This is a genomic window from Cryobacterium sp. TMS1-20-1, from assembly GCF_004402355.1.
Classification (GTDB): Bacteria; Actinomycetota; Actinomycetes; order Actinomycetales; family Microbacteriaceae; genus Cryobacterium; species Cryobacterium levicorallinum.
The window spans coordinates 30,833-55,397 of sequence record NZ_SOGF01000054.1; the positions used below are offsets into that span (position 1 = coordinate 30,833).

Below are 24,565 nucleotides of genomic sequence, written 5' to 3' on the forward strand. Positions count from 1 at the left end.
AACGTGGATGCCGAGACTTTATGCCGTGGACAGGCCAACCGATCCGCATGGCCGACAGGGGAACTCATGATTGAGAACTACGACAGCGTTGACGTGTTCATCGGTGTTGACGTTGGGAAAAGCGAGCATCACGCCGTCGCGTTGGACCGCGCTGGGAAGCGACGTTACGACAAGGCCCTCCCGAATGACGAGGCAAAACTCCGCGCAGTGATCCGCAAGCTAAAGCTCCGCGGCCAGGTGCTCCTGGTCGTTGACCAACCGGAGACCGTGGGCGCTTTGCCCGTCGCAGTCGCCTACGCCGAAGGGATCCTCGTCGGCTATCTTCCGGGCTTGGCGATGCGGCGCATCGCCGATCTGCATGCCGACGAAGCGAAGACCGATGCTCGCGACGCGGCGATCATCGCCGAAGCGGCCCGGACGCTTCCACACGCTCTGCGGGCAATCCGCCTCGAGGACGAGCAAGTCGCCGAGCTGTCTTTGCTCTGCGGATTCGACGACGACCTCGTAGGCCAGATGACCGCGACGAGCAACCGGATTCGGGGGCTGCTGATGCAGATCCACCCAGCCCTTGAGCGGGTTCTGGGTCCGCACCTCGACCACCCCGCTGTCTTGGATCTGCTTCAGAAATACCCCACACCGACAGCGATGAAAGCCGCCGGCCTGGCTCGGCTCGGCACGCGCCTGCTCAAGCTCGCCCCGAGAATCGGACGCCGTTTGGCCGAGGAAATCTTCCAAGCCCTGGCCGAGCAGACCGCTGTCGTGGGCGGCACCAACGCGACGAGCGCCGTGCCGCCCTCCGTCGTCAACGAACAGAAATTGTCGTGGAGGTGGCCGTGCTCGTCGCCGACCACCCGCTGGAGCCCATCATCACCAGCATGCCCGGAGTCGGCGTTCGAACAGCCGCCCGACTCATCACGGAAGTCTCCGGCAAGGACTTCGCCACCGCCGGCCACCTCGCCTCCTACGCCGGGCTCGCTCCCGTCACCAGGCGTTCCGGATCATCGATTCGTGGCGAGCATCCCTCGCGGCGAGGCAACAAAGCCCTCAAACGAGCGCTGTTCCTCTCCGCTTTCGCGGCGCTCAGCGACCCCGTCTCCGCACCTACTACGACCGCAAAATCGCCCAGGGCAAACGCCACAACCAAGCCCTCATCGCCCTGGCCCGACGCCGCTGCGACGTCCTCTACGCGATGCTCCGCGACGGCACCATCTATCAAGCCCAATCGCCCGTCGCAGCTTGACGAACCACATAGGCCCCCCAGAAAAAAATCCTGACCGATTCAGAGCCCAGCGACGTGACCGACCGTTCGCGCCACCATTGTTCGTTGATTCCCCGAGGTCGATTTTGTGCAATCCACCTGCACCAGCCAGCCCCTGCGTAACTAGTCAGGTTCTTTCTGCGTGGGTTTTGCGGTTTCCGGCGGTTTAAAAATATTTCAGGTCTTTTCGCTGCGACGATGGCGTCATGGTCAGTGGTCCTACGTATAGCGAGTTGATGCACACGGTCGCTGAGCTGATGCAGGAGAATAAGACCGTCCGGGCAGAGTTTGGGGCGATGGTTGATCGGCTGGAGAAGCGGGTCGATCGTCTCGAGGAGGAGAACGCTTCGTTGCGTTCTCGGCTGGATAAGAACTCGACGAACTCCTCCAAGCCGCCCAGCACGGATAGCTTCAGCAAGCCCGCCAGTAAGGCCCAGTCGCTTCGCGAATCTTCCGGTAAACCGCAGGGGAAACAAACGGGCAGCGGTGGTACTTCGTTGCCGATCACGGCGACTCCGGGCCAGGTCCTGCGTCACGAGCCCACCACATGCCCGGGCTGTGGGAGTTCATTGCGTGGCCGGGACCATCGCTGCGAGGCGGCACATCATCGACGTCCCGCCGATCCGGGTGGAAACGGTCGAGCATCAACGGATTGAAAAGCTATGCCGGTGGAGGGTGTCAGCGTCACGGCGACAGTATCGGCCAGCTGGCCTCATTCTTGCAAACGGTTCGGATCCACCGTTGCGCCGGGAGGGTGTCAGATGGTCTGTGTAAGGGGTTGCGGATCTATTTGAAGGAGTGACACTAATGGTCATGACTGAACGAAATGAGAAGCTGAAAGCACCGAAGTCCCCGGCCCAGCGTGCGGCCGCCGATGCGATCAAGGAGTTGCGCGATAGCGGAGCTCTCGATGGTCTCTTCGCGAAGATCGATGCCGGCACCATGCAACTCACCGGCGAGGGCGGGTTCGTGCCCGGCCTGATCAAGGCGGCCCTCGAGCGCGGGTTGCAGGCCGAGCTGACCGAGCACCTCGGCTACGACAAGGGCGACCCCGAAGCTAGGTTCTATGCGAATTCGCGAAATGGAACGTCAGCGAAGACGGTCGCGGCCGAGGTCGGCGATCTGGAGCTGGACATCCCGCGGGACCGGGACGGAAGCTTCACACCCCGCCTCGTGCCCAAGGGCGAGCGGCGCCTCGGCGGCCTGGACGACATGATCATCTCGCTTTATGCCGGCGGGATGACGGTGCGCGATATCCAGCACCACCTCGTCTCCACGATCGGCACCGAGCTGTCCCACGAGACGATCTCGAAGATCACCGACGCGGTCCTCGATGCCGTCCTGGAATGGCAGCGCCGCCNCGACGCGGTCCTCGATGCCGTCCTGGAATGGCAGCGCCGCCCACTCGAAGCGCTTTACCCGGTGATCTACCTGGACGCGCTGATCGTCAAAGTCAGGGACAGTGGCCATGTCCGCAACAAGGCCGCGCACATCGCCGTTGGCGTCGACATGGACGGCATCAAGCATGTGTTGGGCATCTGGGTGCAAGACACCGAGGGCGCCAAATTCTGGGCCAGCGTCTGCGCGCAGCTAGCCAACCGCGGTGTCAAAGACGTCCTCATCGTCTGCTGCGACGGCCTGACCGGGTTCCCCGAAGCGATCGAAACAACCTGGCCGCAAGCGACCGTTCAGACGTGTGTCGTACACCTGCTGCGGGCGGCGTTACGGTTCGTCGGCTACAAAGACCGCAAGGGTGTTGCTGCGGCGCTGAAGCCGATCTACACCGCCGTCGACGCCGACGCGGCCTGGGACGCGCTGACCGAGTTCTCCGCCTCCCCGATGGGCGTGAAATACCCCACGGCCGTGAAAACGTTCGAAGATGCATGGGAACGATTCACTCCGTTCCTGGCGTTCCCGCCCGAGCTGAGACGGGTCATTTACACCACTAACAGCATCGAATCATTGAATTTTCAGCTGCGAAAAGTCACCAAGAACCGGGGCCATTTCCCCAACGATGACGCCGTGATCAAGATGCTCTGGTTGGCCATCTGCAACACAGAAGACAAGCGAGCCCGCGACCGAGCCAAGGAACGCGGCCGAGCCGCAGGCGTCAAACGCACCGCCGAAAGCCGCCTCGTCGAAGGCCAAATCACCACGAACTGGAAGCAAGCCCTCAGCCAGCTCGTGATGATTTACCCCGACCGAATCAACCCCCACCTCTAACAAAATTCCCAACACTTACACAAAACACTTGACAGGCTCTGCCGGTGCGACAGCGTTACCAGCGGCGTGTTCCCCGCTGACGTGAAATGCGCGGTGTCCTACGGCCGAGGCTGCACGCGGTCGGCGCCTATTTGATCAATGTGCACGATATGCCCGTCGCCCGCACCGCGGCCGTATTCAAGGATCTGTTCCAGGTCTCCGTGTCCGCCGGGCGGGTGTCCTCCGTGGGAGCGAAAACGTCCGCGCTGCTGGCCGAGACGGTCGTATTGATCAACCAGGCCGTCACCGCCAGTGCGGTAGCTCATGTCGACGAGACCGGCCTGCGCGTGGGCGGCGGCCTGGCCTGCGCGCACTGCGCGGGCACCACCACGCACACCGTGTTCCATATCGATGCGAAACACGGACCGGCCGGCACGCTGAACGGTGGGGTGCTGCAGTCATTCACCGAGGTGATGGTTCACGACCGGCGATGAGCAGTGCCCGGCCCGATTCCACCCGAAAACCGGCGGTCGCATCGCGCAAACCGAGCAGCGGCGACTGCTCAACAGGCTAGGTCCCCACCACGATCACGTGCTGCGTTTCGCCACCGACTTCAGCATCCCACTCGATAATAATCAGGCCGAACGCGACATCAGAATGATCAAGAACCGCCAAAAAATTTCGGGATGCCTACGCCCCACCGCAAGCGCAAGCGCAGAATGCTTCGTGGCCATCCGTTCCGTGAGTCCACGGCCAGGAAACAAGCAGTGAACGAGTCTGAAGTTCTACTCGACGCATTCACCAGCAACGGCTGGATCCCCTCACGGTCCTGACCACGACCCGCCAAACCACCCGTCAAAACACGACCTGTCGGAGAAACGCACAGTCACCCCAAAGAACCTGACTAGTTACCCCCTGACGTATCGAATGCCGCGCCAAGAGTCGCCCGTGGTACCCTACTGCGGTGACATTGTCCCAAATCTCCAATCAGACCAGACTCGCTCCGCCACCGTGCACGGGGAAAGGCCTAATACCGACAGTGTCGTTTGCACCGGAATCGCAGCCGGTGGTGAGCGTGATCGTTCTCGCGTGGCGGCTGGTCGATCCTCTTCTCGAAGCACTGGAATCAGTGTCCCGCTCCGTCGACGCTCCCCCGTATGAAGTGATTGTCGTATTGAATGGTGCTCTCCCGAATGTGCGCCAGGCAGTCCGCGCTCAGGTCGCGGGGGTGCGCGTGGTGGACGTCGAAGCGAATACCGGATTCGGGGATGGCTGCAATCGTGGCGCTGCTCTCGCCCGTGGGCGCTTCCTGCTCTTTCTCAACGATGATGCAGTCGTCGCCCCCTCGATGATCACCGCGCTGGTAACGTCGGCTGACTCCTCGGCGACAGGGCAATCCATCGGAGCGGTGGCTGCAGTTCTGCTCAACGGTGACGGAACAATTCAGGAGGCCGGATCCCGCATGGTCAGCACGGCGGGTACGGTCCAGCTGGGAGCTGGAATCCGTCCGGAATCGCCGGATGCCGCACCGTATCTTCTTCGACGTCCCATCGATTATGGATCGGGCGCTGCCCTGCTAGTACAACGGGACGTATTCACGACAATTGGCGGCTATGACACCAGGTACCGCCCCGCCTACTTCGAAGACGCCGACCTCGCTTTTCGCCTAAAAGCACTCGGCCTCTCGGTGATTCTGGAACCCGTGGCGCGAGCAACGCATCTTTCCGGCGCATCCACTGAACGCGATCTGCGTTTTCGCCAGTTCGCGTCGCACCGGGCCGGCCTGGCGTTCATTGAACATGGATGGATGTACTCGCCACGGCACCACTCGCCGACGCTCCACTCGACCAGCTCTGCGTGGTTCCCGAAGCGGAGTTTGAGTCCGTTCGCGACGATGATCTGTTGAGCACCGATCAACCCATGGCAATCGCGCTCAGCATCGCTGAGGACTATGCGCGGTGGCTGAATACCGAACTGGACGCTTCCCTAACAGAAGTCGCATCGCTGCGGGATGAGCTCACGCGCGTTCGCGAGACTGCCAGTGGCATGGAAAACGACTTGCGCCCGCGGGCCGAGCAGGTGGAGATTCTGGCGCACAGGCTCCAGGACCTGGAGCACCGAGGTCCGATCGGTCTCATTAAATGGAAAATCGGTGCACTGGTTCTGCAGCGACGCAGCCGGTAAGCCCTACTGACCGAAGGACTCCCGCAGCGCCACGATTCCCTCGTCCGTGGCCCCATCGAAAACTATTTTCCCGTGCGACAGTACGACGACTCGGTCACAGAGGTCCGCGACCTGGGCAGCGGAATGTGACACGAAGACGATGGTGCGGCCTTCGGCCTGAAATTCGCGAATCTTGGCCATGCATTTTTCCTGGAAGGGCTCATCGCCAACGGAGAGCACTTCGTCGACGAGGAGAATATCCGGGTCCACATGCACGGCGATCGCAAACGCGAGCCGCACGTACATTCCGGAGGAGTAGAACTTGACCTGAGTGTCGATGAAATCTCCGATTTCGGAGAAGTCGACGATGGAATCGAAGTAGTCGGCGGTTTGCTTCTGGCTCAAGCCAAGAATGGAACCGTTGAGGAAAACGTTTTCGCGGCCGGTCAGGTCCGGGTGAAAACCGGCGCCCAGCTCGAGCAGAGCCGCGAGACGTCCTCGGCGCTCGACGCTGCCATCATTGGGCTGGATGATGCCGCCGATCACCTTGAGCAGGGTGCTCTTTCCGGAGCCGTTGGCCCCGACCAACCCCACGCTCGACCCTGCAGTGATTTCAAATCCGACATCACGTAGCGCCCAAAAGTCTTCTTTATGGCGCTTGGAGCGGCCGAAGTTGACGATTCGTTCCTTGAGCGACTTGTCCTTGCGAATGATGAATCGCTTGGATACGTCCTTGGTACGGATAACGACCGGCGCGTTGGCGATTGATGGTCGATTCGAGACGTGCGGCATTAGATCTCCTGCGCAAAGTTACCTTGAAGCTTCTGGAAAACACGCTGGCACACAATCAGCAGGATGAAACCGATGATCGTCACGACGAGCAGACGAAGGTCGAGGTCGACGGGCCAGGGCTGGGGGCTCACGACGGTTTCGCCGATGGTGCGCGTTTGGGAACCGGCCTGCCACATTCCTTTCTGAAATGCGAGGACTGCGTTCGAGACAGGATTCAGAAGGTACAGGGACGCTATCCAGGAATGGCTCACCACGACCGCCGAGTTCACGACATACGACCAGGCGTAAACAATGGGCGAAGCCCAGAACAACAAGAGCATGGCTACTTCGACCAGGTATTGGATGTCGCGCAGGTAGACGTTGAGCGCCGACAGCAGAATGGCGAAGGCGACTCCGTACACCAGCACGATGAGAATGGCGACGGGGACGTAGAGCAGATTCCACGACAGTGGAAACTGCCCCAACACCACGGTGGCAGCCACGAGCACGATCATCTGAATGGCAAAGTTGAAAATGGCCGAACCGGCCGCCGCCAATGGGAAGATCTCTCGCGGCAAGTAGACCTTCTTGATCAGTCCAGCGTTGCCGATGATCGACATGGTGCCGGACAATACGATCTCGCTATAAAGTCCCCAGATGGTTAGCCCGGCGAACACGAAGATAGCGAAGTCGGGGATGCCACGTGCCGCGCCGAGAAATTGCCCGATCGCTACGTAGTAGATGAGAAGCATGGTGAGCGGTTTGATCAGGCTCCATAGAAACCCGAGGCTGCTATCTTTGTACCGTGCTTTGAGTTCGCGTCGAATCAGAAGGTCAAGGAGTTCTCTGTGAGCCAAAACCTCCTTGATCGAACCCCAGAATCCGCCGATTGCGCCGGCGCTGGAGGAGGTTGACGTCTGGAAGGGAAGGGTCGCCAATCGATCGGCGCGCTCTTGGGCTTTGCTAGTCATGTGGCTCCGAGTGATTCATGGACGCCTGTCCAGTGGTCGAGTCTATGAGATTTTGTGGAAGTAGTTCCACAGCTCGGTGGCGTAGTCGTCCCACCCTTTGTTCTGCCGTTTGGCCGCTTCGAGGCGCAGGTCGGCATTCACCGTGTCGTCAAACATTGCGCTTCCCACCGCTTCAGCGAGGGCGTGGTCGTCTCGTGGATCAACCAATATTGCGCCCCCCTGTTCACAAATTTCCTGCATACTGCCGAAATTCGAGGTTACGACCGGCGTGCCTACCGCGAGCGACTCCGCCACGGGAAGGCCGAACCCTTCGTTCAGGGAGGGAAATACGGTGGCACGAGCCAACCGGTAACCGCCCCAAAGGATTTCATCGGAAATGGCCGAAATACTCTGCACCGGTCGACCGAGTGCCTTCATCTGGGCGAGCTGGGTCGTGAATTGCAGTCCGCCCCACGAGTTGCCACCGACGAAGGAGAGACAGAATTTGTGTCCCTGGCGCCAAAGCAGCTCCGCGGCAGTGAGAACCGCTAGGTGGTTCTTGCGCGGTTCGTGGCTGCCCACGCACATCAGAAGCGGAAGGTCGTCGATCACGAGCTTGCTTCGGGCGAACGCAAGCTCGGTATCTGTGACCGTCCCGGCATCGGAGGCCAGGAACACGGGTTCGATCACAGGCCCGCTCAGGCCCGCTCCGCTCAGCATCCTGCGCCACCCGCGATATTCGACCGCAGCGGCAACGGAAATCGTCGCTACTCGATCGAACCGAGCAATGGCGGCCAAATTCTTTGCAAACGCCCCGCCCATCCCGAGACCGGTCGTCTCGGCCGAGGTCAGCGGAACGCAATCAAACCCGATGGCGAAGGTCGTGTTGCCGGAGAACTCTGCCAGCGCAGAAATGCGCAGTGTGCGTTCGGGCTCGATAGCAAGCTCCGGCAGAATGTACGTTGATTTCCACGGGACAGTGACCTCGCCGATCCCTGCGTGCCCCGCGTGCGGATCGGTCCCATACAGCGCGTTAGTACGTTCTGCCGCCGACAGCTCGCGAAGGCCGCCAAAGGTGGAGCCCCAGCCGACGAGCACTAGGTCCTTGGTCTTCACCCACTCGTCGACGGTCTTGCGCACGACCCGCTGAATGCCCGTGGCCAGGCCGGTTCGAGCAGTGTGGTGCACATCGACGACGGTGACATCGGTGACGACACGCACCGGTCGTACCGAACCCGACGACAGCAATCCGCGACGAACCGGGGATCGCAGCGCTGCGCGGAGGGCAACCTCCGCACCATCGAGCCGGATCCGTCGCACCATGTCGATGACCTGATCGCGGGTCGGAAAATCTGCGCGCAGCACTGCCAGGGCAAGCCACACCCGGTCCGTCGCCGGTTCGGCGTATTGCCGACACACGGCGGCGAACAGCTCGGAATTCGCGATCGACGAAGAGGTCTCCGGTGCCAGCGCATTCAGCAGCACGCGCAGGCGATCATCCCTCGACTGGCGGGGCTGCTTGGCGTCAGACATTGCGCGCAACTCTCAAAGGCTCAACCAGTTGATCCCATAGCTCATCGGCATAGTCGTCCCAATTCCTTGTTGATCGCTCGACGATTTCCGCACGCAACCGTGCGAGCACAGCATCATCGGTGAGCATGATGCGCATGGCATCCGTGATCGCATCGTCGTCGCGGGGGTCCACCGCGAGGCACCCACCGTCAACAGCGATTTCTGCGGTACTACCGTAATTACTGGTCAATACCGGCGTCGCCAAGGCGATGGATTCTGCCACCGGCAGTCCATAGCCCTCGTGCAAGGAGGGGAAGAGTGAGAATCGCGCTTCCCGGTAGGAGGCTATGAGTACGGCGTCGTTGACGCCCCGAAGCACTTCCACCTTGCGGTTCAGTCGTTTGAGCTGGCGCACGCGCTTGTCGAAGTCCCGGGTATAGAGGATGCTTCCCCCGCCAATGAAACGGAGGCGGAAATCGAGCCCCTCGCGCCACAGAACCTCGGCGGCAAAAAGCACCGCGAGGTGATTCTTGCGAGGCTCCTGACTCCCGATGCAGACCACCAGCGGCGAATCAGCGATATCCGCCTGAGCGTAGGCGGCGCCATCCGGGGAGTCCACGGGCAGGCTGACCTCGACTGCGACGGGGCCGACCAGACCCTGGGCGGGCAGTGCGGACACGAAACCCGCGAACTCTTCCGTGGCCGCCGCGCTGATGCCGACCACCCGCTGCGAGTGCTTGAGGATGGTCAGATAGCGCACAAAGCGCTCGGTCTCGTTGGAATCCAACGTGTCAGCACTCACGACCGGGATCGTGTCATAGCCGATCAGGCCGACCCGGTTGCCGGAATACTGGGCGAGGGCCGCCAGTGGGTTGCACAGCACCGCCTGCGGAACCTCCGGGAGGATGACTTCACTGTTAAAAGGGATCACAATCCGGTATGTCGGCGGGTCGACTGGTGCCCTATCAACCTGCGGCTCGGTGTAAGTATTCCACTCGACGACCCGGCTGCGTTCCAGATCCGTCATCGACCGCATGGCGCTGCCGTTCGCCGTCCAGGCCACCAGGGTCATGTCTCGATTAGTCGTCCATCGTGACATGGTCTGGCGAACGACACGTTGAATCCCGGTGTTGTGAACATGGTTGGCGCAGAAATCAACGTCGATGACGGTTCCCGCTGAAATGACCTCGATGCCCTTGTCAAGATCGGCGAATCTCACCGCAGCGTCAAAACAGGTTTCGAGGAACACACTGGAGGCCGTGCGTTCGTCGGCCAGGGTAAGAGCTCGGCGCGTCATTTGCAGAACTTCAGGGCTGGGGAACGCAGCCGTGACTCCAGCGATAAGGAGCCAAACCAGATCATTGCCGCGCCGAGCGCGGGCGATGTTTACCAGGTGCGCCAACAACGGTCCGGTTCCACGCAACGCAAGCTTTACGATCGTGTCCTGATCGGAAACGAAATGCGGGGCAATTGCCTTCAAACGACCGAGAAGAGCGGTGTTAAGGTTTGGCTCCGTGCGGAAACGAGTCGAGCTCAACGCCGGCGCCCGACGTGCCGTCGCTTGAGGTCGGCGACGGCCAATTGGGAAAATCGTGCAGGGCCAAGTTCGACCGCTTTGATCTGCACTTTTCGCACAAACCTCAATGGCTTCGTGATGCGCCAGGACAGGGTGTTGTGGATATCGCCGAGAATGCGTGACTCAGTGCCGACGACCTCGAGCCAGGAGGCGACAGAGTCATTCTCCCGCGCATCCAGTTCGCTCCGCAGCTGGTCCCGCTCAAGTTCCACCTCGGCCAGACGCTCCGAGAGGGACGATGGCTCGGGCTCGTTCGCGGTGGATGAACCGAACGCTTCGCTTTCAGGCATTGCCTCAGTGTACGACAGAAGCCGCAGGAAGAGCCTCCACCCCCGATTCCATTTTTAATGAAAACGGTTCCGCCTGGTGCATCCACAACATAAACTCGGCGTGTAGGGCATCAATTCGGGGCCTGGGGAAGGCACAGAGCACCATGCACCACGCACCACAACGACTTGAACGAGGTCGGCTTTCTCCGCGAGGGATTGCACGATTCCGTCAAACCCGGGCCCAGTGGGCAACGGTAGCCGTGTTGGCTCTGGCAGCATCCTCCCTTGTGACCGGGACTCTCACCGCGAACTCGGCCTCCGCCGCCGATGCGAGTCAGTTCAAAGCTGGCAACATCATTAGCGACGAAACGTTCTATAACGGGAATGCACTCTCCGCCAATGTGATTCAGTCCTTCATCGCGAGCAAGGAAGCGAGTTGCACTGCCTCCAGGGGCCAGCCGTGCCTCAAAGACTACCGAGTATCGACCCCCACGATCGCGGCAACGTCGTTCTGCGCAACGTATAACGGGCGTTCCAATGAACCTGCATCCGACATCATCCAGCGAGTGGGGGCAGCGTGTGGAATCAGCCAGGAAGTTCTGCTCGTGTTGTTGGAAAAGGAACAGGGCCTCGTCAGCAGCATCGCACCGAGCGCTCAGCAATACCGGGCCGCGACGGGATACGGCTGCCCCGACACGGCTGATTGCGACGCCAATTACTACGGGTTTTTCAATCAGGTCTACAATGCGGCCAGTCAGTTCCAGCGCTATACGCAAACAAGTTCCACGCGCGGTTATCAGCCCGGGCGTTACAACAACATTCAGTGGCACCCGAACGCCGCCTGCGGTTCCAGCTCGGTATACATCGAGAACCAGGCCACCGCGAATCTGTACATTTACACCCCGTACCAGCCGAATTCGGCCGCTCTGGCCAACTACTACGGCTCGGGCGACGGATGCTCGTCTTACGGCAACCGAAACTTCTCGCGGATCTTCAATGATTGGTTCGGGAGCCCCACCGAGGGTCGGCTGAAATCAGCGTCCTTTGAAGGCGGCTCAAGCGACGGATGGGGAGGGAGCAACGGCCCCATCAATCAGCTCGTTGCATACGGTCCCCAGCAGGCTCAGCACGGAAATTACTTCCTTGCCACGAACACAAGCGTGGCGGGACGCGCCATGACACAGGACGTCGCTCGAACAACCGTCGTCGGCGAACAGGTGGCCGCGACGATCTGGGTCCGGTCCGCCTCAGGACGTCCGTATGCAGGGACGATGGCGGTCTGGGGCCTCGGCGGCTCGGGAAACGAACAGGCCAACAAGAGTTTCACCGCCACCGACCAGTGGCAGGAGATTGTTGTAAAACTTCCCATCCGCAAGGAAAATCGATCGAAGATTCGTCTCGACATTTACCTGCAAAACACGTCAGACACCCTGTGGATCGACAATGCATCGATGGTATTCGGCGCGGCGCCACCCGTTCAGAACCTCGCCGCCAACCCATCGTTCGAAGGATCCTTCGCAAACTGGGTCCCCGGTAATGGGTTCATGAACCGTCAGATCTACAACGACCCGGCCTTAACGCAATCCGGCTCGTGGTTCGCGGCGTCCAATACGCCTGTGGCCGAACGATCTTTCTCCCAGACAGTGTCGGTGCCGGCCGGGTCGACCGGCAAGTTCGTCTTTTCCGTCTGGCTGCGTTCCTCCAGCGACACCGTGCCGTTCAATGGCACCGTGGCGCTCTGGGGACTTGGCGCACAATCAAAACCGATGAACCTCACCCGGTTTGCAGTCGGCAACACGTGGACCAAAGTGGACGTTGAGGTCGACCTGGGCTCGAGTGGGTCCAGTGCACTCAAGGCAGAGGTCTATATGGCCAACACGACGGACACGCTCTGGTTAGACAACGCGGTTCTCGCGCAGAACGTTCTCCGGGCCAGCTCATTTGAAGGGAACGTTTTCGCCCCCTGGGAACGCAGTGGATCTGAAGTGAACACTCAGGTCCGTTCATCGTCAACAGCGCTGGCTGCCAAGGACGGCAGCTACTTCGCGGCAACAAACACGTCGACGGCCGGCGGGTCCATTCGGCAAGACGTACAGCGGCAAACCACGCCGGGCCACACGTACACGGCGGAGGTGTGGGTGAGATCCGAGGACGGTCAGCCCTTCAATGGTGTCTTAGCACTGTGGGCCCTGGGCGGGACGACCGAGGCCACGAGCCTACCGTTCACGGCAGGCGCCGAATGGACTCGCGTTATGATCGAACTTCCGATCAGAGAAGAAAACCACACGACTCTTCGGTTGGAAACCTATCAAAGCACCACGGCCGGCAACCTTTTGGTCGACGCCACCCGGGTCTACTAGGGTCAGGGCAGCCGCCCTGACAGCACCCCCACCGATCTGCGGATAGGGTTGGGATCGACTCGCTAAACACGGAAACGAAGAGGACTATGCCCCGCGCACTTATCACCGGAATTACTGGCCAGGACGGTCTGTACCTCGCAGAATTGCTGCTCTCTAAAGGTTATGAAGTCTTTGGCTTCATGCGCGGCCAGAACAACCCGAAACGTGAACTGGTTGAAAACACCGTTCCCGGAGTGAAAATTCTCACTGGCGACCTGACTGACTTGTCCAGCATTCTCCGTGCACTCGAAGTTGCCAAGCCCGACGAATTCTATAATCTCGGTGCGATTTCATTCGTGGCGTACTCCTGGGAGAACGCGCACATGACCAGCGAGGTCACCGGATTGGGGGTGCTGAATGCACTCGAAGCTGTGCGGCTGTACTCGCACAACGATCCGCAGAAGGTGCGTTTCTACCAGGCTTCCAGCTCGGAAATGTTCGGTAAAGTTCAGATGGTTCCCCAGAAGGAAGATACCCTTCTCTGGCCACGCTCCCCTTACGGAGTCGCCAAGGTCTATGGGCACTACATGACCATCAACTATCGTGAGTCGTACGGCATGCACGCATCGTCGGGCATCCTCTTCAATCACGAGTCGCCTCGTCGCGGCCCGGAGTTCGTCACGCGCAAGATCAGCATCGCGGTGGCTCGCATCTCCCTGGGGCTGCAGGAGCACATCACCCTGGGCAACATCGACGCCCGCCGCGACTGGGGCTTTGCCGGTGACTATGTCGAGGCCATGTGGCGGATGCTGCAGCAGGACACCCCGGATGACTACGTCATCTCCACGAACGAGACCCATGAAATTCGGGAGTTCCTTGATCTGGCGTTCCGTCAGGTCGGCATCGAAGACTGGGCACCGTACGTCAAGCAGGATCCCCGTTTCATGCGCCCGGCCGAAGTCGACCTTCTCATCGGTGACTCGACCAAGGCACGTACTACCCTTGGCTGGGACCCCAAGGTTGGGTTCGCCGAGCTCGTTCGAATGATGGTCGACAGCGATGTTGCTGAGCAGAAGCTCCTCGCCGGGCTGTAAAACCAGATGACCGTTGCACTTATCACCGGCATTTCCGGTCAGGACGGCTCCTATCTGGCCGAAGCCCTGCTCGCGCAGGGCTTCACAGTGCACGGCGCCGTACGTTCTGAGGCGGAGGTGGACCTCCCGGCCATTGCGCACCCGGACGTCGCGTATCACCGGGTCGATATGTCCGAACCCGAACGGTTGAAACTGCTGATCGAGGATGTGGGACCAGACCACATTTACAACCTGGCGGCGATGAGCAGTGTTTTCCAGTCCTGGCAGCAGCCCATTCAAACCGCCGCAGTGAACGCCATCCCCGTCGCCCAGATCTTGGAATCGGCCTGGCAACTGCAGGAACGGCGGGGCCGCCCGGTTCGGGTCGTCCAAGCATCGAGTGCCGAGTTGTTCGGAAATGCCCAGGAATCGCCGCAGACCGAGCTGACTCCTGTGCGACCCACATCACCCTATGGGGCAGCCAAGGCGTACTCCCACCACCTAATCAACGTTTACCGCGGGCGCGGACTCTTCGCCTCATCGTGCATCCTCTATAACCACGAATCGTCGCGCCGACCCGAGTCCTTTGTCACTCGAAAGATTACGGCTTCGGTCGCTCGGATCTCACTGGGTCTGCAGGATCGTTTGGAGTTGGGGGGCTTGGATGCTCGCCGCGACTGGGGCTGGGCTCCTGACTATGCCAGGGCACTCGCACTCACCGTGCAGGCGGATGAACCCGACGATTTCATCATTGCGACGGGAATCTCACACTCCATAGCTGACTTTGCCCGCTTGGCGTTTGCTCGCGTCGGCATTGCCGACTGGCGGAGGTTTGTCGACCTCAACGACGCGTTCACCCGACCGGTGGATCCTGTCGCACAGGTCGGAGACGCCTCAAAAGCTCTTCGGGTGCTCGGCTGGAAGCCGACCAAACCATTCGCGGAGATCGTGGCCGACATGGTCGACAACGATGTCTCACTCTTGACCGCGCGCAACGCTTAAACTGCAATTCCGATGACTGCGCCATCCGTCTTAATCGATGCCACCTGCGTCCCACGATCCCGCGGCGGGGTAGGGCGGTACGTCGACAGCGTCATTCCGGCTCTGGTCGGCCTCGGCGCCCAAATCACGGTCGTGTGCCAGGAACACGACACCGATCTATTTCGAGCCAGTGGCGCTTCGGTCGTCGCAGCACCAGCTCGAGTGAACCGTGTTCTGCACCGCTTGATCTGGGAACAGACATTCCTGCCGGCCCTGGCACGTCGGCTCCAGATCGATGTCATCCATTCACCGCACTACACGTTCCCCGTACTGACCAGGCTGCCTCGCGTAGTCACCTTGCACGATATGACATTCTTCAGCCTGCCCGACCTCCACTCCCCGGTGAAGAAGATCTTTTTCAAAGCGTGGATACACCTGAGTCGAATCCTCCGTCTCACCGTCGTCACACCGAGCCAGGCAACCGCAGATGAATATGTCCGGGTGACCGGAGCTACCCCGTCCGACGTCGTGGTGGCGTTGCTGGGCTATGACGCAGAGCAGTTTCATCGACCAAGCGAGCAGTCGATTGAGTCCTTTCGCACCGCGCACCAGCTTCCGTCAGGATGGGTCGCTTTTCTCGGCACACTAGAACCACGCAAGAACATTCCAACGCTCATCGCCGGGTATCGCAACGCGATGGGCGACCGGACGCAGGCTTCCAGACCAGCACTTCTTCTCGCAGGTGGTGACGGCTGGGATCACGAAATCGAGCCGGCCATCACTCGAGCCGTGTTGGATGGGTTTGACGTGCGCAAGCTGGGGTACCTGCCCCTGACCGAACTCTCGGCGTTTCTTGGCGGTGCTGCGGTGGTGGCTTATCCCAGCCTTGGTGAGGGATTTGGTCTCCCTGTTCTCGAAGCGATGGCCACGGGAGCGTGCGTCCTCACCACTCGCCGACTGGCCATCCCAGAAATTGGTGGCGACGCCGTGGAATACACCGAGGTGTCGGTCGAAGCCATCAGCCAGAGCCTGCGCGCACTGGTCGCTGACCCAAATCGCTGCCGGGAACTGCGCGAAGCGGGTATTCAGCGGTCGCATTCATTCACGTGGGCGTCAACCGCCGGTAAGCATCAAGATGCTTACCGGCGAGCCCTGCGCTCGTAGCGCTCCTAGCGCCTATTGCACAGTCGTCAGAGTCGGCACAACGACCTCAACAGCCTTCATCAGTTCGAGGTCAGTGGCACGGATATTGCCGACCTGAATGGGACCGCTGTCTCCGCCGACTGGTGATAGCGGTGCGGCACCGTCTCTCACAGCCAGCGGAATTTTGCTGCGACCCGGTGGCACTGTCACATTCAGGGTCACAGATTTCGATTCCACACCTGTCTGCAGCTCCGTTGTACTGCCGTCGGGATAGGTGAAGCGCAACGTCGCGTCCCCTTGCCGATAGGACAGATGAAATGTCAGGGCGATGTCCACTGGCTTGTCACGGGGGTTGTCGAGAGTAAACCCGGGTTCATACGTGGAACCGAGGAGTGGGGCGCTGTATCCCTGGGAAGCGTCCGGTTGGAACGTTGCGAGCACGGGCGTGACCATCCAAGCACCCAGCTTGGCGTTTTCCTCGCTCGTCGTCCCGGCGAGCCCGGCCGTGACTGATACGGTGGTGAAGAAGACATATCGACCTTCGGGCGACTGGTACACGGGTGAGCCGAGCGTCTCGGTCAGGCTGTTGACCGTGGCGGCTGCATCGTCAGGCTCGTACGAGTTCTGGTCGACCAGGATTCCAGCGAAACCGGCGAAGGTCGCTACCGTCGCAAGCTGAGAAACGGTCAATTCTGCCGCAGCAATCCCGCTCCACTCAGAGGTCGGTCGTCCCTTGATCCCGCCACCCGACCACCTGAGGGTGTCGGAGTGCAGGTACGGCTTCAACTGATCCGTGTCCCACACATTGTTTCGCGGCGGTGGCGTCTCCGGAAACTTTCGGTATGGCAGCTGGAAGATCATAGCCTCGCCGGGCACGATCGTTTCGATGGCCTTCACCATAGCCTCATCCTGATCGAAGGCGGCCTTGGTTGCTGAGTAGTTGGGAACGCGCGAGGGAGCGACCTGGTCGAGGTAACCACCGCCGAGCAGCAGCACAGCCGTCGCCGCCGAGATAGTCGGAAGCAGACCCGTTCGGAGGGAGACTCGTTGATCGAGGCTTCGAAGTGCCAGATCGATCACAAGACCGGTGACGCCGAGGGACAGCATCGCAAGGACGATGGACATTCGATTCCATCCACGAAGGTCACTGGTGAAGAAGGAGACCAGGGTCGAGAATCCACCCAGTGTCGCCAAAAGCAACCCGAACATCGTCAAGGCCGAGATCACTCCGAGAGCCGCCAGGAGTTCGGAGTGGCGACCCGCCGTGCGACCGCGATTCCACGTCAACACGGCATAGAGCGTCAGGACAAGGGCGACGATGAATCCGAAGGTCGCAACAAACCCGAGCGCAGGTTGTTCGGCAGGAAATGGATAGGTGCCTTCGTAATAGGTTCTGAGCTCGTTCAGCCAGGGAATTCGATGCCCAGGCTGGGGAAGAATGAGTTGCGCGATTTTGAGCGCGTACAGCTCGGCCTCAACGGGATAACGCACGACAGCAGCATCGTTGGCGCCATTCTGCCAGCTGTAGATTATGTCGGGCAGCATATTGGCCAGCATGACGAGAACCGTGAACACACCGGCCGCCACAGCGCCGACGAATGATCGCCACCGTCGTCCGTTGATAAGCTGGAACAGGCCCGCGACGCCGATGAACAGGACGATCCAGAAGGCGTAGTAGGAATTTGCCGTGCCGACAAGAGCAAGCGCAAAGACGGTGAATGCCGCTGGGCCAGTGAACCAAGAGACAAGGCGCGTCGGGGAGTTGTCCGCACGCCAGATGGGACGGCCCCGGGCGATCAAGTAGACAACGCCCAACGCCAGCGGGATCGGGTAGTAGGCGGACAGCCACATGTGGTTCTCACCGCGAATGAAGTGGTACGGAGCAATCGCGTACAGAACCGCGAGGGCGAGTGCGATCGCGCGAGACACGCCGATTAAGCGGAGGAACCACGCGGCGGTGAGTGCAGCAAGCGGAAATCCCAGCAGGAAGTACAGATTCATCACAACACCAAAGCTGTGAATAAATGTGCCCATTACCGATGCAAAAATGTGGTGGAGATTGTCGGCTGATTTCCAGTCGTGGTACACCTGCCCGAACGGTGCGCCGAGGAGACTTTGGCTCTCATACCAGCCCGTCTCGATATCGGTCTTGATATGCGAAGCGATAAGCACGGCATCGCCCTCGTAATTGATCGGGATATACCAGTTGATCTTCCACAGGTCGTATGCCATCCAGGTCACAAATATGGTGACGGCACCAACTAACAGGTAGAAATAGAATTCGCGGCCCGCAATCCGCTGGCGCATCGTCCGGCGCGGTGACGGATCCGTGGCGAAGGGCTGATTGGGCAAAATACTCCTCATGACGCGCTGACAGTGTTGACGTTCGACAGGTGACATCGACATCTCACCGGTACCGCCGATCTAGCCTAACCGGCGCCGACGCTGCGTTCCACGGGCCGAGGTGAGCGCATCCGCTAATATGGGACTCGGCACGCGCTTACATCGTCCATTTCCACAGACAGGCTTATCGTGACTTGCACCGTTTCAGTCGTGATTCCTGCATTTAACAATGTGGAGTACATTCGGGCGGCTGTCGAGTCCGTCCTCGGGCAAACGCATGCCGATCTCGAGGTGATTGTCGCCGACCATGGTTCAACGGATGGCACGTGGGAGTGTCTGCAAGATTTCCTCAGCGACGATCGAGTGACCTTGCTGCAGACTCCTGCCGGCGGCAGTGCGATACGCAACTGGAATCGGGTGACCGAGTGCGCGTCGGGCGAGTTCATCAAGTTGGTCTGCGGAGACGACATTCTCTATCCGCGCTGTATCGAAGTTCAGCTTCAGGCCTTCGCGGAAGGAATTGCGCTGGTCGCGTCACCGCGGGACATCATCGATGCTCGCGGCGACCTGGTCCTGCGGCGCTGGGGTATCCGGGGCAAGCGCAGACGCATGTCGGGAGCAACGGCGATCCGCCAGGTCGTGCGTGCCGGAACGAATATCTTCGGAGAACCCGCCTCGGTACTCATGCGACGCAGCACCCTTTTCGCCAGCGGCCTGTGGCAGTCGGAACGACCGTACCTCATCGACGAAGCCACTTATGTGAACGTGCTCCAGCACGGGGATTTTGCCCTCGTTCCCGAAAGCCTGTCGGCATTTCGCATGAGCACAAGCCAGTGGAGCGTCAAACTCGCCAAGGAACAGTCCGACCAGGCACTCGCGTTCCATCGGAGTCTGCTTAAGTCGCGGCCAGACATCCTGACTAGACGCGACGTACGTCTGGGAAACGTGCGGGCACGGCAAATGGCGTTGATGCGTCGCGTTAGCTATGTCTGGCTCAAGAATCGCATGTCACGAGAAGAGACATGATTCGCCTCCGTCGTTCCGATGTGCTGCTGTACTCGGCGGCAGCGGTGCTGTCGGCGGTTTTGGTAATCATAACCCTGCAGTTGTGGCGTGCGAACCTGTCGGTGCCGTTCACCTACCGAGGAGATGCTCTCCCTGTGGGCGCGCACTTCAAAACGGTGATCGAAGAAGGCTGGTATGAACATCAGCCCCGGCTGGGAGCGCCCTTCGGCCAGTATTACAGCGACTTTCCGACCGCGGATAACCTGCACCTGATCGCGGCAAAGTTTCTCAGTCTCTTCACGTCCGACTGGGGAACGGCAATGAACGTGTATTACATCGCCGGTTTCATTCTCACCGCTCTGACCGCGGTCTGGTTCCTGCGCGTATGCACCATCTCACGGTCGTTGAGCCTCGTGCTCGCCGTGCTCTATTCCCTGGCCCCATACCATTTCATACGCGGCGAGAGCCATCTGTGGCTCGCTTCGTATTACACCGTGCCTCTGGCATTGGGGCTGAGCGTTCTTCTCTTTCAGCGCCGCCCTCTCTGGGGATGGGGAGAATCTCGGCACCGCATGGTGCGTATCATCATGAGCCCGACGATGCGTTCAGTTGTATTTCTGGCCTTGCTGGGCACCTCGTCGAGCTACTATTCAATATTCTTTCTGGTACTGCTGGCGATGTCGGGCATCGCCGTGCTCATCCGGGATCGAAACTGGCGCGTGTTCTGGGGTGCCGCTGGCGCCGGGCTGCTCACTGTGGCGGTCATGATCATAAATATGCTGCCGGATTTTCTGTATCAGCTGGAACACGGGCAGAACCTTTCCGGACTGGAGCGCAGTCGCGCTGAGACCGAATTCTATTCGCTCAAGCTCGTGCAACTCCTGCTGCCGTGGCCGGGGCACCGCCTGGAACCGCTCGCCGCCCTGCGCGCCCAGTACGACTCCTTCTATTTGGCTGTTGGGGAGCAGCCGGCCCTCGGCGTCATCGGCGCCGTCGGACTCGTCGCGGCATTCGTGCTCATTGTCATTCTCATCGTGGCGCGTACGAAGATTCCGTCGGAGCACAGAACTGGCGGCTCATGGTCGTTGCTCGGAAATCTTTCAATTCTTGTATTCATCGCCTTCCTGTTCTCCACCCTGGGCGGCCTGTCGACCGTCATATCTTTTGCCACGAGCAGCCTGCGCGGCTGGAACCGGATGTCGATTCTCATAGCTCTTCTCTGCCTGGCGATTGTGGGCCTTCTTCTCGACCTGGCTCGGCGACGATGGGGCTCAGGCCACGGACCGCGCACCCAACGCACGGTCGCGGCGCTCCTTGCCGTTGTTCTGCTGGGTGTCGGGTTCTACGATCAGACTCCGGGTAACGCGGGTGACGAGTACGCCAGCAACGAGGCTGCCTACACCGCGGATGCCGAATATTTCAGCACGATTCAGGCCTCTCTTCCCACTGGCGCGATGGTGCTTGTTCTCCCCTACATTCCATTCCCGGAAAGCTCTGCAGCAACGGGTCTTCTTGCCTCCGATCAGCTGATCCCTTACCTCCATACGAGCACCGTGCGATGGTCGAACGCCGGGATCAAGGGCAGGCCGACCACCGACTGGCCGGGTCAGCTCGCGATGTACCCGACCGACCTGACGGCAGTCCTCGCCTCAGCCGCCGGGTCGGACGGGATTTTAGTGGATCGAGCCGGACTCGCCGACAGCGGTCGCGAGCTCGAAGCCGCCATCGTGAAAGCGAGCGGAACATCCGCTTTCACCAGCCCCAACGGACGCTTCGCCTACTTCGATATTGCGAGTTTCCGCGCAGAGCAAGATGCGAGCCGATCTACCGTGGATCGCGCTGAGCTTCTCGCTTTGATCACCAAACCGGTCATGCTCACCTTCCCGCCGGACTTCAACGCGGCACTCGACGAAAACGGATTGACTGTCGCCCAGAGCAATGACGCCAATCCTCGATTGGCCCTTGTGAACGTGCGGTCCAGCGCAGTGGAGGTGACGATTTCGATGGTGGTCACGAGCAGCGTCACTCAGGGCAGGACAGCCATCACCCTCCCCGACGGATCCGTGCTCAGCGAGGACTACACCGGTTCCACAGCGGCGTTTACCGTAGCGCTAGCCGCGAAGCCGGGAGACCATCCGATCACCGTTCAGGTCACAGATCTAAACGGGACCCCGGTTTCCAAAACCGTCCTAGGTGAGATTCACCTCGAACAAGACGTGGTTCTGAAACTTGCGTCGAATCGCGGCTAGGTCTTCAAGACCCACCTGCGTCTAGACAGAGGGTGTATCCGGAGCACTTCTGTCGAACGGTAACGGGCGACGACGGAATGAGAAGAACTTGTGGCCGACATAGCTGACAGTAGTGGTGACCACGACAATCACCGCTTGAGCGCTGAGGGGCGACCAACCCAGCAGTTCAACCAGCAACGGCAACGACACAGTATTGATGACCAACGAGACCACGTAGACGCCCTGAAATCGAAGAAAGTCTACGAGGACATTGCCCCGGACGTGAAAGACGAAGCGTCGATAAAGATTAAACGCCAAAAGACTGGCGAGCGCATATGAGCCGTACAGACTCCCCAGATAGCCGATCACGTGTCCGATGGTCAGCCACAGTCCGGTGTACAAGCCAAACCCGACCACGGTATTCGTGCCGCCGACGATGAGGAACCGGACTCGTTGATCGCGAAGGATTACTCCTGTGAGCCTCTTCAAGCTGTCCAGCGTGGTCTGCAGTCGTGGACGTAGATTCGATGGGTTAGACATACGCGTCGAATCCTTCCTTTGGACAGCTCGTGAACCCTGACACCGGCAATCCCGCCGGCTCTGATCGTTCCCGCAAGTCGGAACAGAGATAACTTAGTTTACCGGCAGTCCTCCCGCAGACCGCGCCGTAAAACATCCGTTCCGGCACCAGCGTCAGACCCTGCTGCCCAAAGCCCGCGTGCTAAATTGGCATTGTGCCTACAGAACCGAATCCAAGTGACAATGTGACCCCAGAACGACCGCACGAAATCTCCGTCGTCATTCCGGTCTACCAGGGCGAGCAGACCTTGCCCGCTCTCATCGCCGAGTTACAATTCCTCACCAATGTCACGAATTCGCCGGACGGTTATGGGTACCTGGTGCGCGAGGTTCTCCTGGTATGCGACAATGGTCCCGACGAATCTCCGCGCATCATGCGTGAGTTGAGTGACCAGTACGACTTTGTCCGGCCAATCTGGTTGAGCCGTAATTATGGCCAGCATGCCGCGACCCTTGCTGGAATGGCGTCCTCGGGAAGCGAATGGATCGTGACCCTCGATGAAGATGGGCAGCATGACCCGGCCGAGATTGGCGGGCTTCTCGACACAGCCATGCGTGAGCAGGCATCCGTGGTGTACGCCAAGCCGACGAACCCCGCGCCACACGGATATCTCCGCAACTCGGCCTCGTCTGGGGCGAAATGGCTACTGACGAAGTTGTTCACAGGCTCGAACGCGCCCGACTATCAAAGCTACCGACTCATCCTCGGAAATATCGGTCGCAGCGTCGCAGCCTACTCCGGGTCCGGGGTCTATCTTGATGTTGCCATGGGATGGGTCGCCGGAAAGGTGGTCACCTCGCCCGTGCGACTCCGTGGCGAAGGAGACCGTCGTTCCGGATATTCCGCTCGCCGACTCTTCTCTCATTTCTGGAGCATGATTCTCTCCAGCGGCACACGTGCGCTTCGGTTCGTCAGCATTCTTGGAGTCGCTATCGGCCTGATCGGCGCCGCGCTTGCAATGGTGATCGGGCTCTCCCGGCTGTTCGGGAACGTCGTGCCGGAAGGTTGGGCGTCAACCATCGTCATCGTTCTGTTGAGCTCAGGCGCAGTACTGTTCTCGCTCGGCGTGATCGCCGAGTACATCGGAGTCAATGTCAACATGGCGATGGGCAAACCGCCCTACCTCATCACAACCGATCCCTCGCACGGGCCACTCGGTCGGCGTCACCAGCACGTGTCGTGACGGCTGCGGCGTGGGTTATTGGCGCTCGCGGAATGCTCGGTCGGGCGACGACCAGGCAGCTCGAGAGCGGGTCGAACTGGCTTCGAATAGAGCAGCCATCGCTGCCGTGGAATGACGACAGCCTCCTCGAACAGGCCGCAGAACGCGGCATGCGGGAGCTGTTGCACCAGGCCAGCACAGTCGGTGGCGGGTGGGCCGTTTTCTGGGCGGCCGGCACCGTGGTCACGTCGAGTCCTGCTGAGGCGATGACGGAGGAACTCCGACAGTTTAGAGTGGTACTCAGTGCGATCGAACGCAGCGTGAAGGGGCATCCCCTCGCCCGAAGGGGCTGCATCTTTTTCGCATCGTCGGCCGGTGGCGTCTATGGCGGATCGGCGAATCCCCCCTTCACCGAGCTCACGATGCCCGTCCCCATCTCTCCATACGGTCATTTCAAGTTGCACGGTGAAGCAATTCTCGAAGAGTTCTCGCGCCGGTCGGGGGTATCGAGTCTGAGTGGACGCATTTCAAACCTCTACGGGCCCGGCCAGAGACTCGACAAGATGCAGGGACTCATCTCCCACGTCGCTCGCGCGCAGTACACCGGACCGCCCACCTCGATCTACGTTCCTTTGGATACCCTACGCGACTATATCTTTGTCACGGACTGCGCAGCCCTCATCGCGGACTCCACCTTGCGTGCGCTGGAGGTGACGGCAAAGCGCGGCACGATTCAAGCAACGAAGAACCTGATTTCAGGTCGCGCGGTCACGATCAGTTCGCTGCTCGGATATTTCCGCGTGCTCTCGAAGGGTCATCCGCGGGTGATGCTCGGATCATCGGCGGCCGCCGCACTTCAGGCCCTCGACCTGCGTCTCGATTCTGTCGTGTGGACAGACCTCGACGATCGAGAGCAGGAAAGTCTTCCCTCGGGAATCACGGCAACAATGATGGACATTCTCGCCGGCATTCAGCGCGGCACTTCCAACGCTCCGTAGCGTCAGACGACG

At 60.3% G+C, this 24,565-nt stretch carries 20 protein-coding genes and 2 pseudogenes; 15 read left to right on the forward strand and 7 right to left on the reverse strand.

From position 1 onward, the window contains the following. Positions 1-7 precede the first annotated feature (7 nt). The 7 genes and pseudogenes from E3O45_RS12640 (at position 8) to E3O45_RS12665 (ending at position 5,644) form a co-directional block, all read left to right on the forward strand. Positions 8-1,240, forward strand: a pseudogene (locus E3O45_RS12640) (IS110 family transposase). Positions 1,241-1,515: 275 nt separating this feature from the next. Further along, positions 1,516-1,914: a DUF6444 domain-containing protein gene (locus E3O45_RS18235; RefSeq protein ID WP_255452984.1), complete on the forward strand. Its 399-nt coding sequence runs from the start codon at positions 1,516-1,518 to the stop codon at positions 1,912-1,914. A gap of 151 nt (positions 1,915-2,065) precedes the next feature. Next, entirely contained in the window at positions 2,066-3,481 is a 1,416-nt protein-coding gene (locus E3O45_RS12645; RefSeq protein ID WP_134443714.1) for an IS256 family transposase, read from the forward strand. Positions 3,482-3,567: 86 nt separating this feature from the next. Beyond that, complete coding sequence (locus E3O45_RS12650) at positions 3,568-3,954, forward strand: transposase (protein WP_134443715.1); 387 nt, start codon at positions 3,568-3,570, stop codon at positions 3,952-3,954. 40 nt (positions 3,955-3,994) lie between these two features. Continuing rightward, a complete protein-coding gene (locus E3O45_RS18435; protein WP_134443841.1) occupies positions 3,995-4,231 on the forward strand; it encodes a transposase in 237 nt (78 codons plus the stop codon). Positions 4,232-4,499: 268 nt separating this feature from the next. After that, the gene (locus E3O45_RS12660; RefSeq protein ID WP_166789495.1) at positions 4,500-5,366 is read left to right on the forward strand and encodes a glycosyltransferase family 2 protein; all 867 of its coding nucleotides are present in this window, start codon (positions 4,500-4,502) and stop codon (positions 5,364-5,366) included. Then, on the forward strand, positions 5,363-5,644 hold the full coding sequence (locus E3O45_RS12665) for a hypothetical protein (protein WP_134443717.1): 282 nt from the start codon (positions 5,363-5,365) through the stop codon (positions 5,642-5,644). Before E3O45_RS12660 ends, E3O45_RS12665 begins: the two co-directional genes overlap by 4 nt. A gap of 12 nt (positions 5,645-5,656) precedes the next feature. Here the strand turns inward: E3O45_RS12665 and E3O45_RS12670 are convergent. From E3O45_RS12670 to E3O45_RS12690, 5 genes and pseudogenes are all read right to left on the reverse strand, one after another. Beyond that, positions 5,657-6,415: pseudogene (locus tag E3O45_RS12670) on the reverse strand (ABC transporter ATP-binding protein); the annotation flags it as partial. Next, positions 6,415-7,365, reverse strand: coding sequence for an ABC transporter permease (locus tag E3O45_RS12675; protein ID WP_134443719.1), 951 nt, complete (start codon positions 7,363-7,365; stop codon positions 6,415-6,417). The gene E3O45_RS12675 and the pseudogene E3O45_RS12670, both read right to left, overlap by 1 nt. A gap of 42 nt (positions 7,366-7,407) precedes the next feature. Continuing rightward, complete coding sequence (locus tag E3O45_RS18095; protein WP_134443720.1) at positions 7,408-8,877, reverse strand: glycosyltransferase; 1,470 nt, start codon at positions 8,875-8,877, stop codon at positions 7,408-7,410. After that, entirely contained in the window at positions 8,870-10,336 is a 1,467-nt protein-coding gene (locus tag E3O45_RS12685; protein ID WP_134443721.1) for a glycosyltransferase, read from the reverse strand. Before E3O45_RS12685 ends, E3O45_RS18095 begins: the two co-directional genes overlap by 8 nt. Positions 10,337-10,389: 53 nt before the next feature. Beyond that, positions 10,390-10,722: a hypothetical protein gene (locus tag E3O45_RS12690; RefSeq protein ID WP_134443722.1), complete on the reverse strand. Its 333-nt coding sequence runs from the start codon at positions 10,720-10,722 to the stop codon at positions 10,390-10,392. 266 nt (positions 10,723-10,988) lie between these two features. On the opposite strand from E3O45_RS12690, the gene E3O45_RS12695 reads away from it, so the two are divergent. From E3O45_RS12695 to E3O45_RS12710, 4 genes are all read left to right on the forward strand, one after another. Further along, entirely contained in the window at positions 10,989-13,061 is a 2,073-nt protein-coding gene (locus tag E3O45_RS12695; protein WP_134443723.1) for a carbohydrate binding domain-containing protein, read from the forward strand. Between the two features lie 86 nt (positions 13,062-13,147). Further along, entirely contained in the window at positions 13,148-14,134 is a 987-nt protein-coding gene (locus tag E3O45_RS12700) for a GDP-mannose 4,6-dehydratase (RefSeq protein ID WP_134443724.1), read from the forward strand. Between the two features lie 6 nt (positions 14,135-14,140). Beyond that, positions 14,141-15,115 (forward strand): GDP-mannose 4,6-dehydratase, encoded by a 975-nt coding sequence (locus tag E3O45_RS12705; protein WP_134443725.1) that lies wholly within the window; start codon positions 14,141-14,143, stop codon positions 15,113-15,115. A gap of 12 nt (positions 15,116-15,127) precedes the next feature. Then, positions 15,128-16,258, forward strand: coding sequence for a glycosyltransferase family 1 protein (locus E3O45_RS12710; protein WP_134443726.1), 1,131 nt, complete (start codon positions 15,128-15,130; stop codon positions 16,256-16,258). A 12-nt stretch (positions 16,259-16,270) separates the two neighbouring features. Here the strand turns inward: E3O45_RS12710 and E3O45_RS12715 are convergent, their stop codons facing one another. Next, positions 16,271-18,589 carry a hypothetical protein gene (locus E3O45_RS12715; RefSeq protein ID WP_134443727.1) on the reverse strand — a complete coding sequence of 773 codons (2,319 nt, stop codon included), beginning with the start codon at positions 18,587-18,589 and terminating at the stop codon, positions 16,271-16,273. Positions 18,590-18,790: 201 nt separating this feature from the next. Here E3O45_RS12715 and E3O45_RS12720 point away from each other — a divergent pair, with 201 nt between their 5' ends. After that, entirely contained in the window at positions 18,791-19,606 is an 816-nt protein-coding gene (locus tag E3O45_RS12720) for a glycosyltransferase family 2 protein (protein ID WP_241978947.1), read from the forward strand. Beyond that, positions 19,603-21,834 carry a hypothetical protein gene (locus E3O45_RS12725; RefSeq protein ID WP_134443729.1) on the forward strand — a complete coding sequence of 744 codons (2,232 nt, stop codon included), beginning with the start codon at positions 19,603-19,605 and terminating at the stop codon, positions 21,832-21,834. Before E3O45_RS12720 ends, E3O45_RS12725 begins: the two co-directional genes overlap by 4 nt. Before the next feature lie 21 nt (positions 21,835-21,855). Here E3O45_RS12725 and E3O45_RS12730 read toward each other — a convergent pair whose 3' ends face one another. Then, positions 21,856-22,353, reverse strand: a complete 498-nt coding sequence (locus E3O45_RS12730) for a GtrA family protein (RefSeq protein ID WP_134443730.1) — start codon at positions 22,351-22,353, stop codon at positions 21,856-21,858. Between the two features lie 224 nt (positions 22,354-22,577). Here E3O45_RS12730 and E3O45_RS12735 point away from each other — a divergent pair, with 224 nt between their 5' ends. Further along, the gene (locus E3O45_RS12735) at positions 22,578-23,576 is read left to right on the forward strand and encodes a glycosyltransferase (protein WP_241978946.1); all 999 of its coding nucleotides are present in this window, start codon (positions 22,578-22,580) and stop codon (positions 23,574-23,576) included. After that, on the forward strand, positions 23,573-24,553 hold the full coding sequence (locus E3O45_RS12740; RefSeq protein WP_134443731.1) for an NAD-dependent epimerase/dehydratase family protein: 981 nt from the start codon (positions 23,573-23,575) through the stop codon (positions 24,551-24,553). The genes E3O45_RS12735 and E3O45_RS12740 overlap by 4 nt, the downstream gene beginning before the upstream one ends. Positions 24,554-24,565: the final 12 nt, after the last annotated feature.

What these genes read in the sequence shown, in the direction of transcription:
- E3O45_RS18235 (WP_255452984.1), top strand. Translation starts at nt 1,516, where the DNA reads ATGCAGGAGAATAAGACCGTCCGGGCAGAGTTTGGGGCGATGGTTGAT.
- E3O45_RS12650 (WP_134443715.1), top strand. Translation starts at nt 3,568, where the DNA reads ATGCGCGGTGTCCTACGGCCGAGGCTGCACGCGGTCGGCGCCTATTTG.
- E3O45_RS12675 (WP_134443719.1), bottom strand. Translation starts at nt 7,365, where the DNA reads ATGACTAGCAAAGCCCAAGAGCGCGCCGATCGATTGGCGACCCTTCCC.
- E3O45_RS18095 (WP_134443720.1), bottom strand. Translation starts at nt 8,877, where the DNA reads ATGTCTGACGCCAAGCAGCCCCGCCAGTCGAGGGATGATCGCCTGCGC.
- E3O45_RS12690 (WP_134443722.1), bottom strand. Translation starts at nt 10,722, where the DNA reads ATGCCTGAAAGCGAAGCGTTCGGTTCATCCACCGCGAACGAGCCCGAG.
- E3O45_RS12700 (WP_134443724.1), top strand. Translation starts at nt 13,148, where the DNA reads ATGCCCCGCGCACTTATCACCGGAATTACTGGCCAGGACGGTCTGTAC.
- E3O45_RS12705 (WP_134443725.1), top strand. Translation starts at nt 14,141, where the DNA reads ATGACCGTTGCACTTATCACCGGCATTTCCGGTCAGGACGGCTCCTAT.
- E3O45_RS12710 (WP_134443726.1), top strand. Translation starts at nt 15,128, where the DNA reads ATGACTGCGCCATCCGTCTTAATCGATGCCACCTGCGTCCCACGATCC.
- E3O45_RS12725 (WP_134443729.1), top strand. Translation starts at nt 19,603, where the DNA reads ATGATTCGCCTCCGTCGTTCCGATGTGCTGCTGTACTCGGCGGCAGCG.
- E3O45_RS12730 (WP_134443730.1), bottom strand. Translation starts at nt 22,353, where the DNA reads ATGTCTAACCCATCGAATCTACGTCCACGACTGCAGACCACGCTGGAC.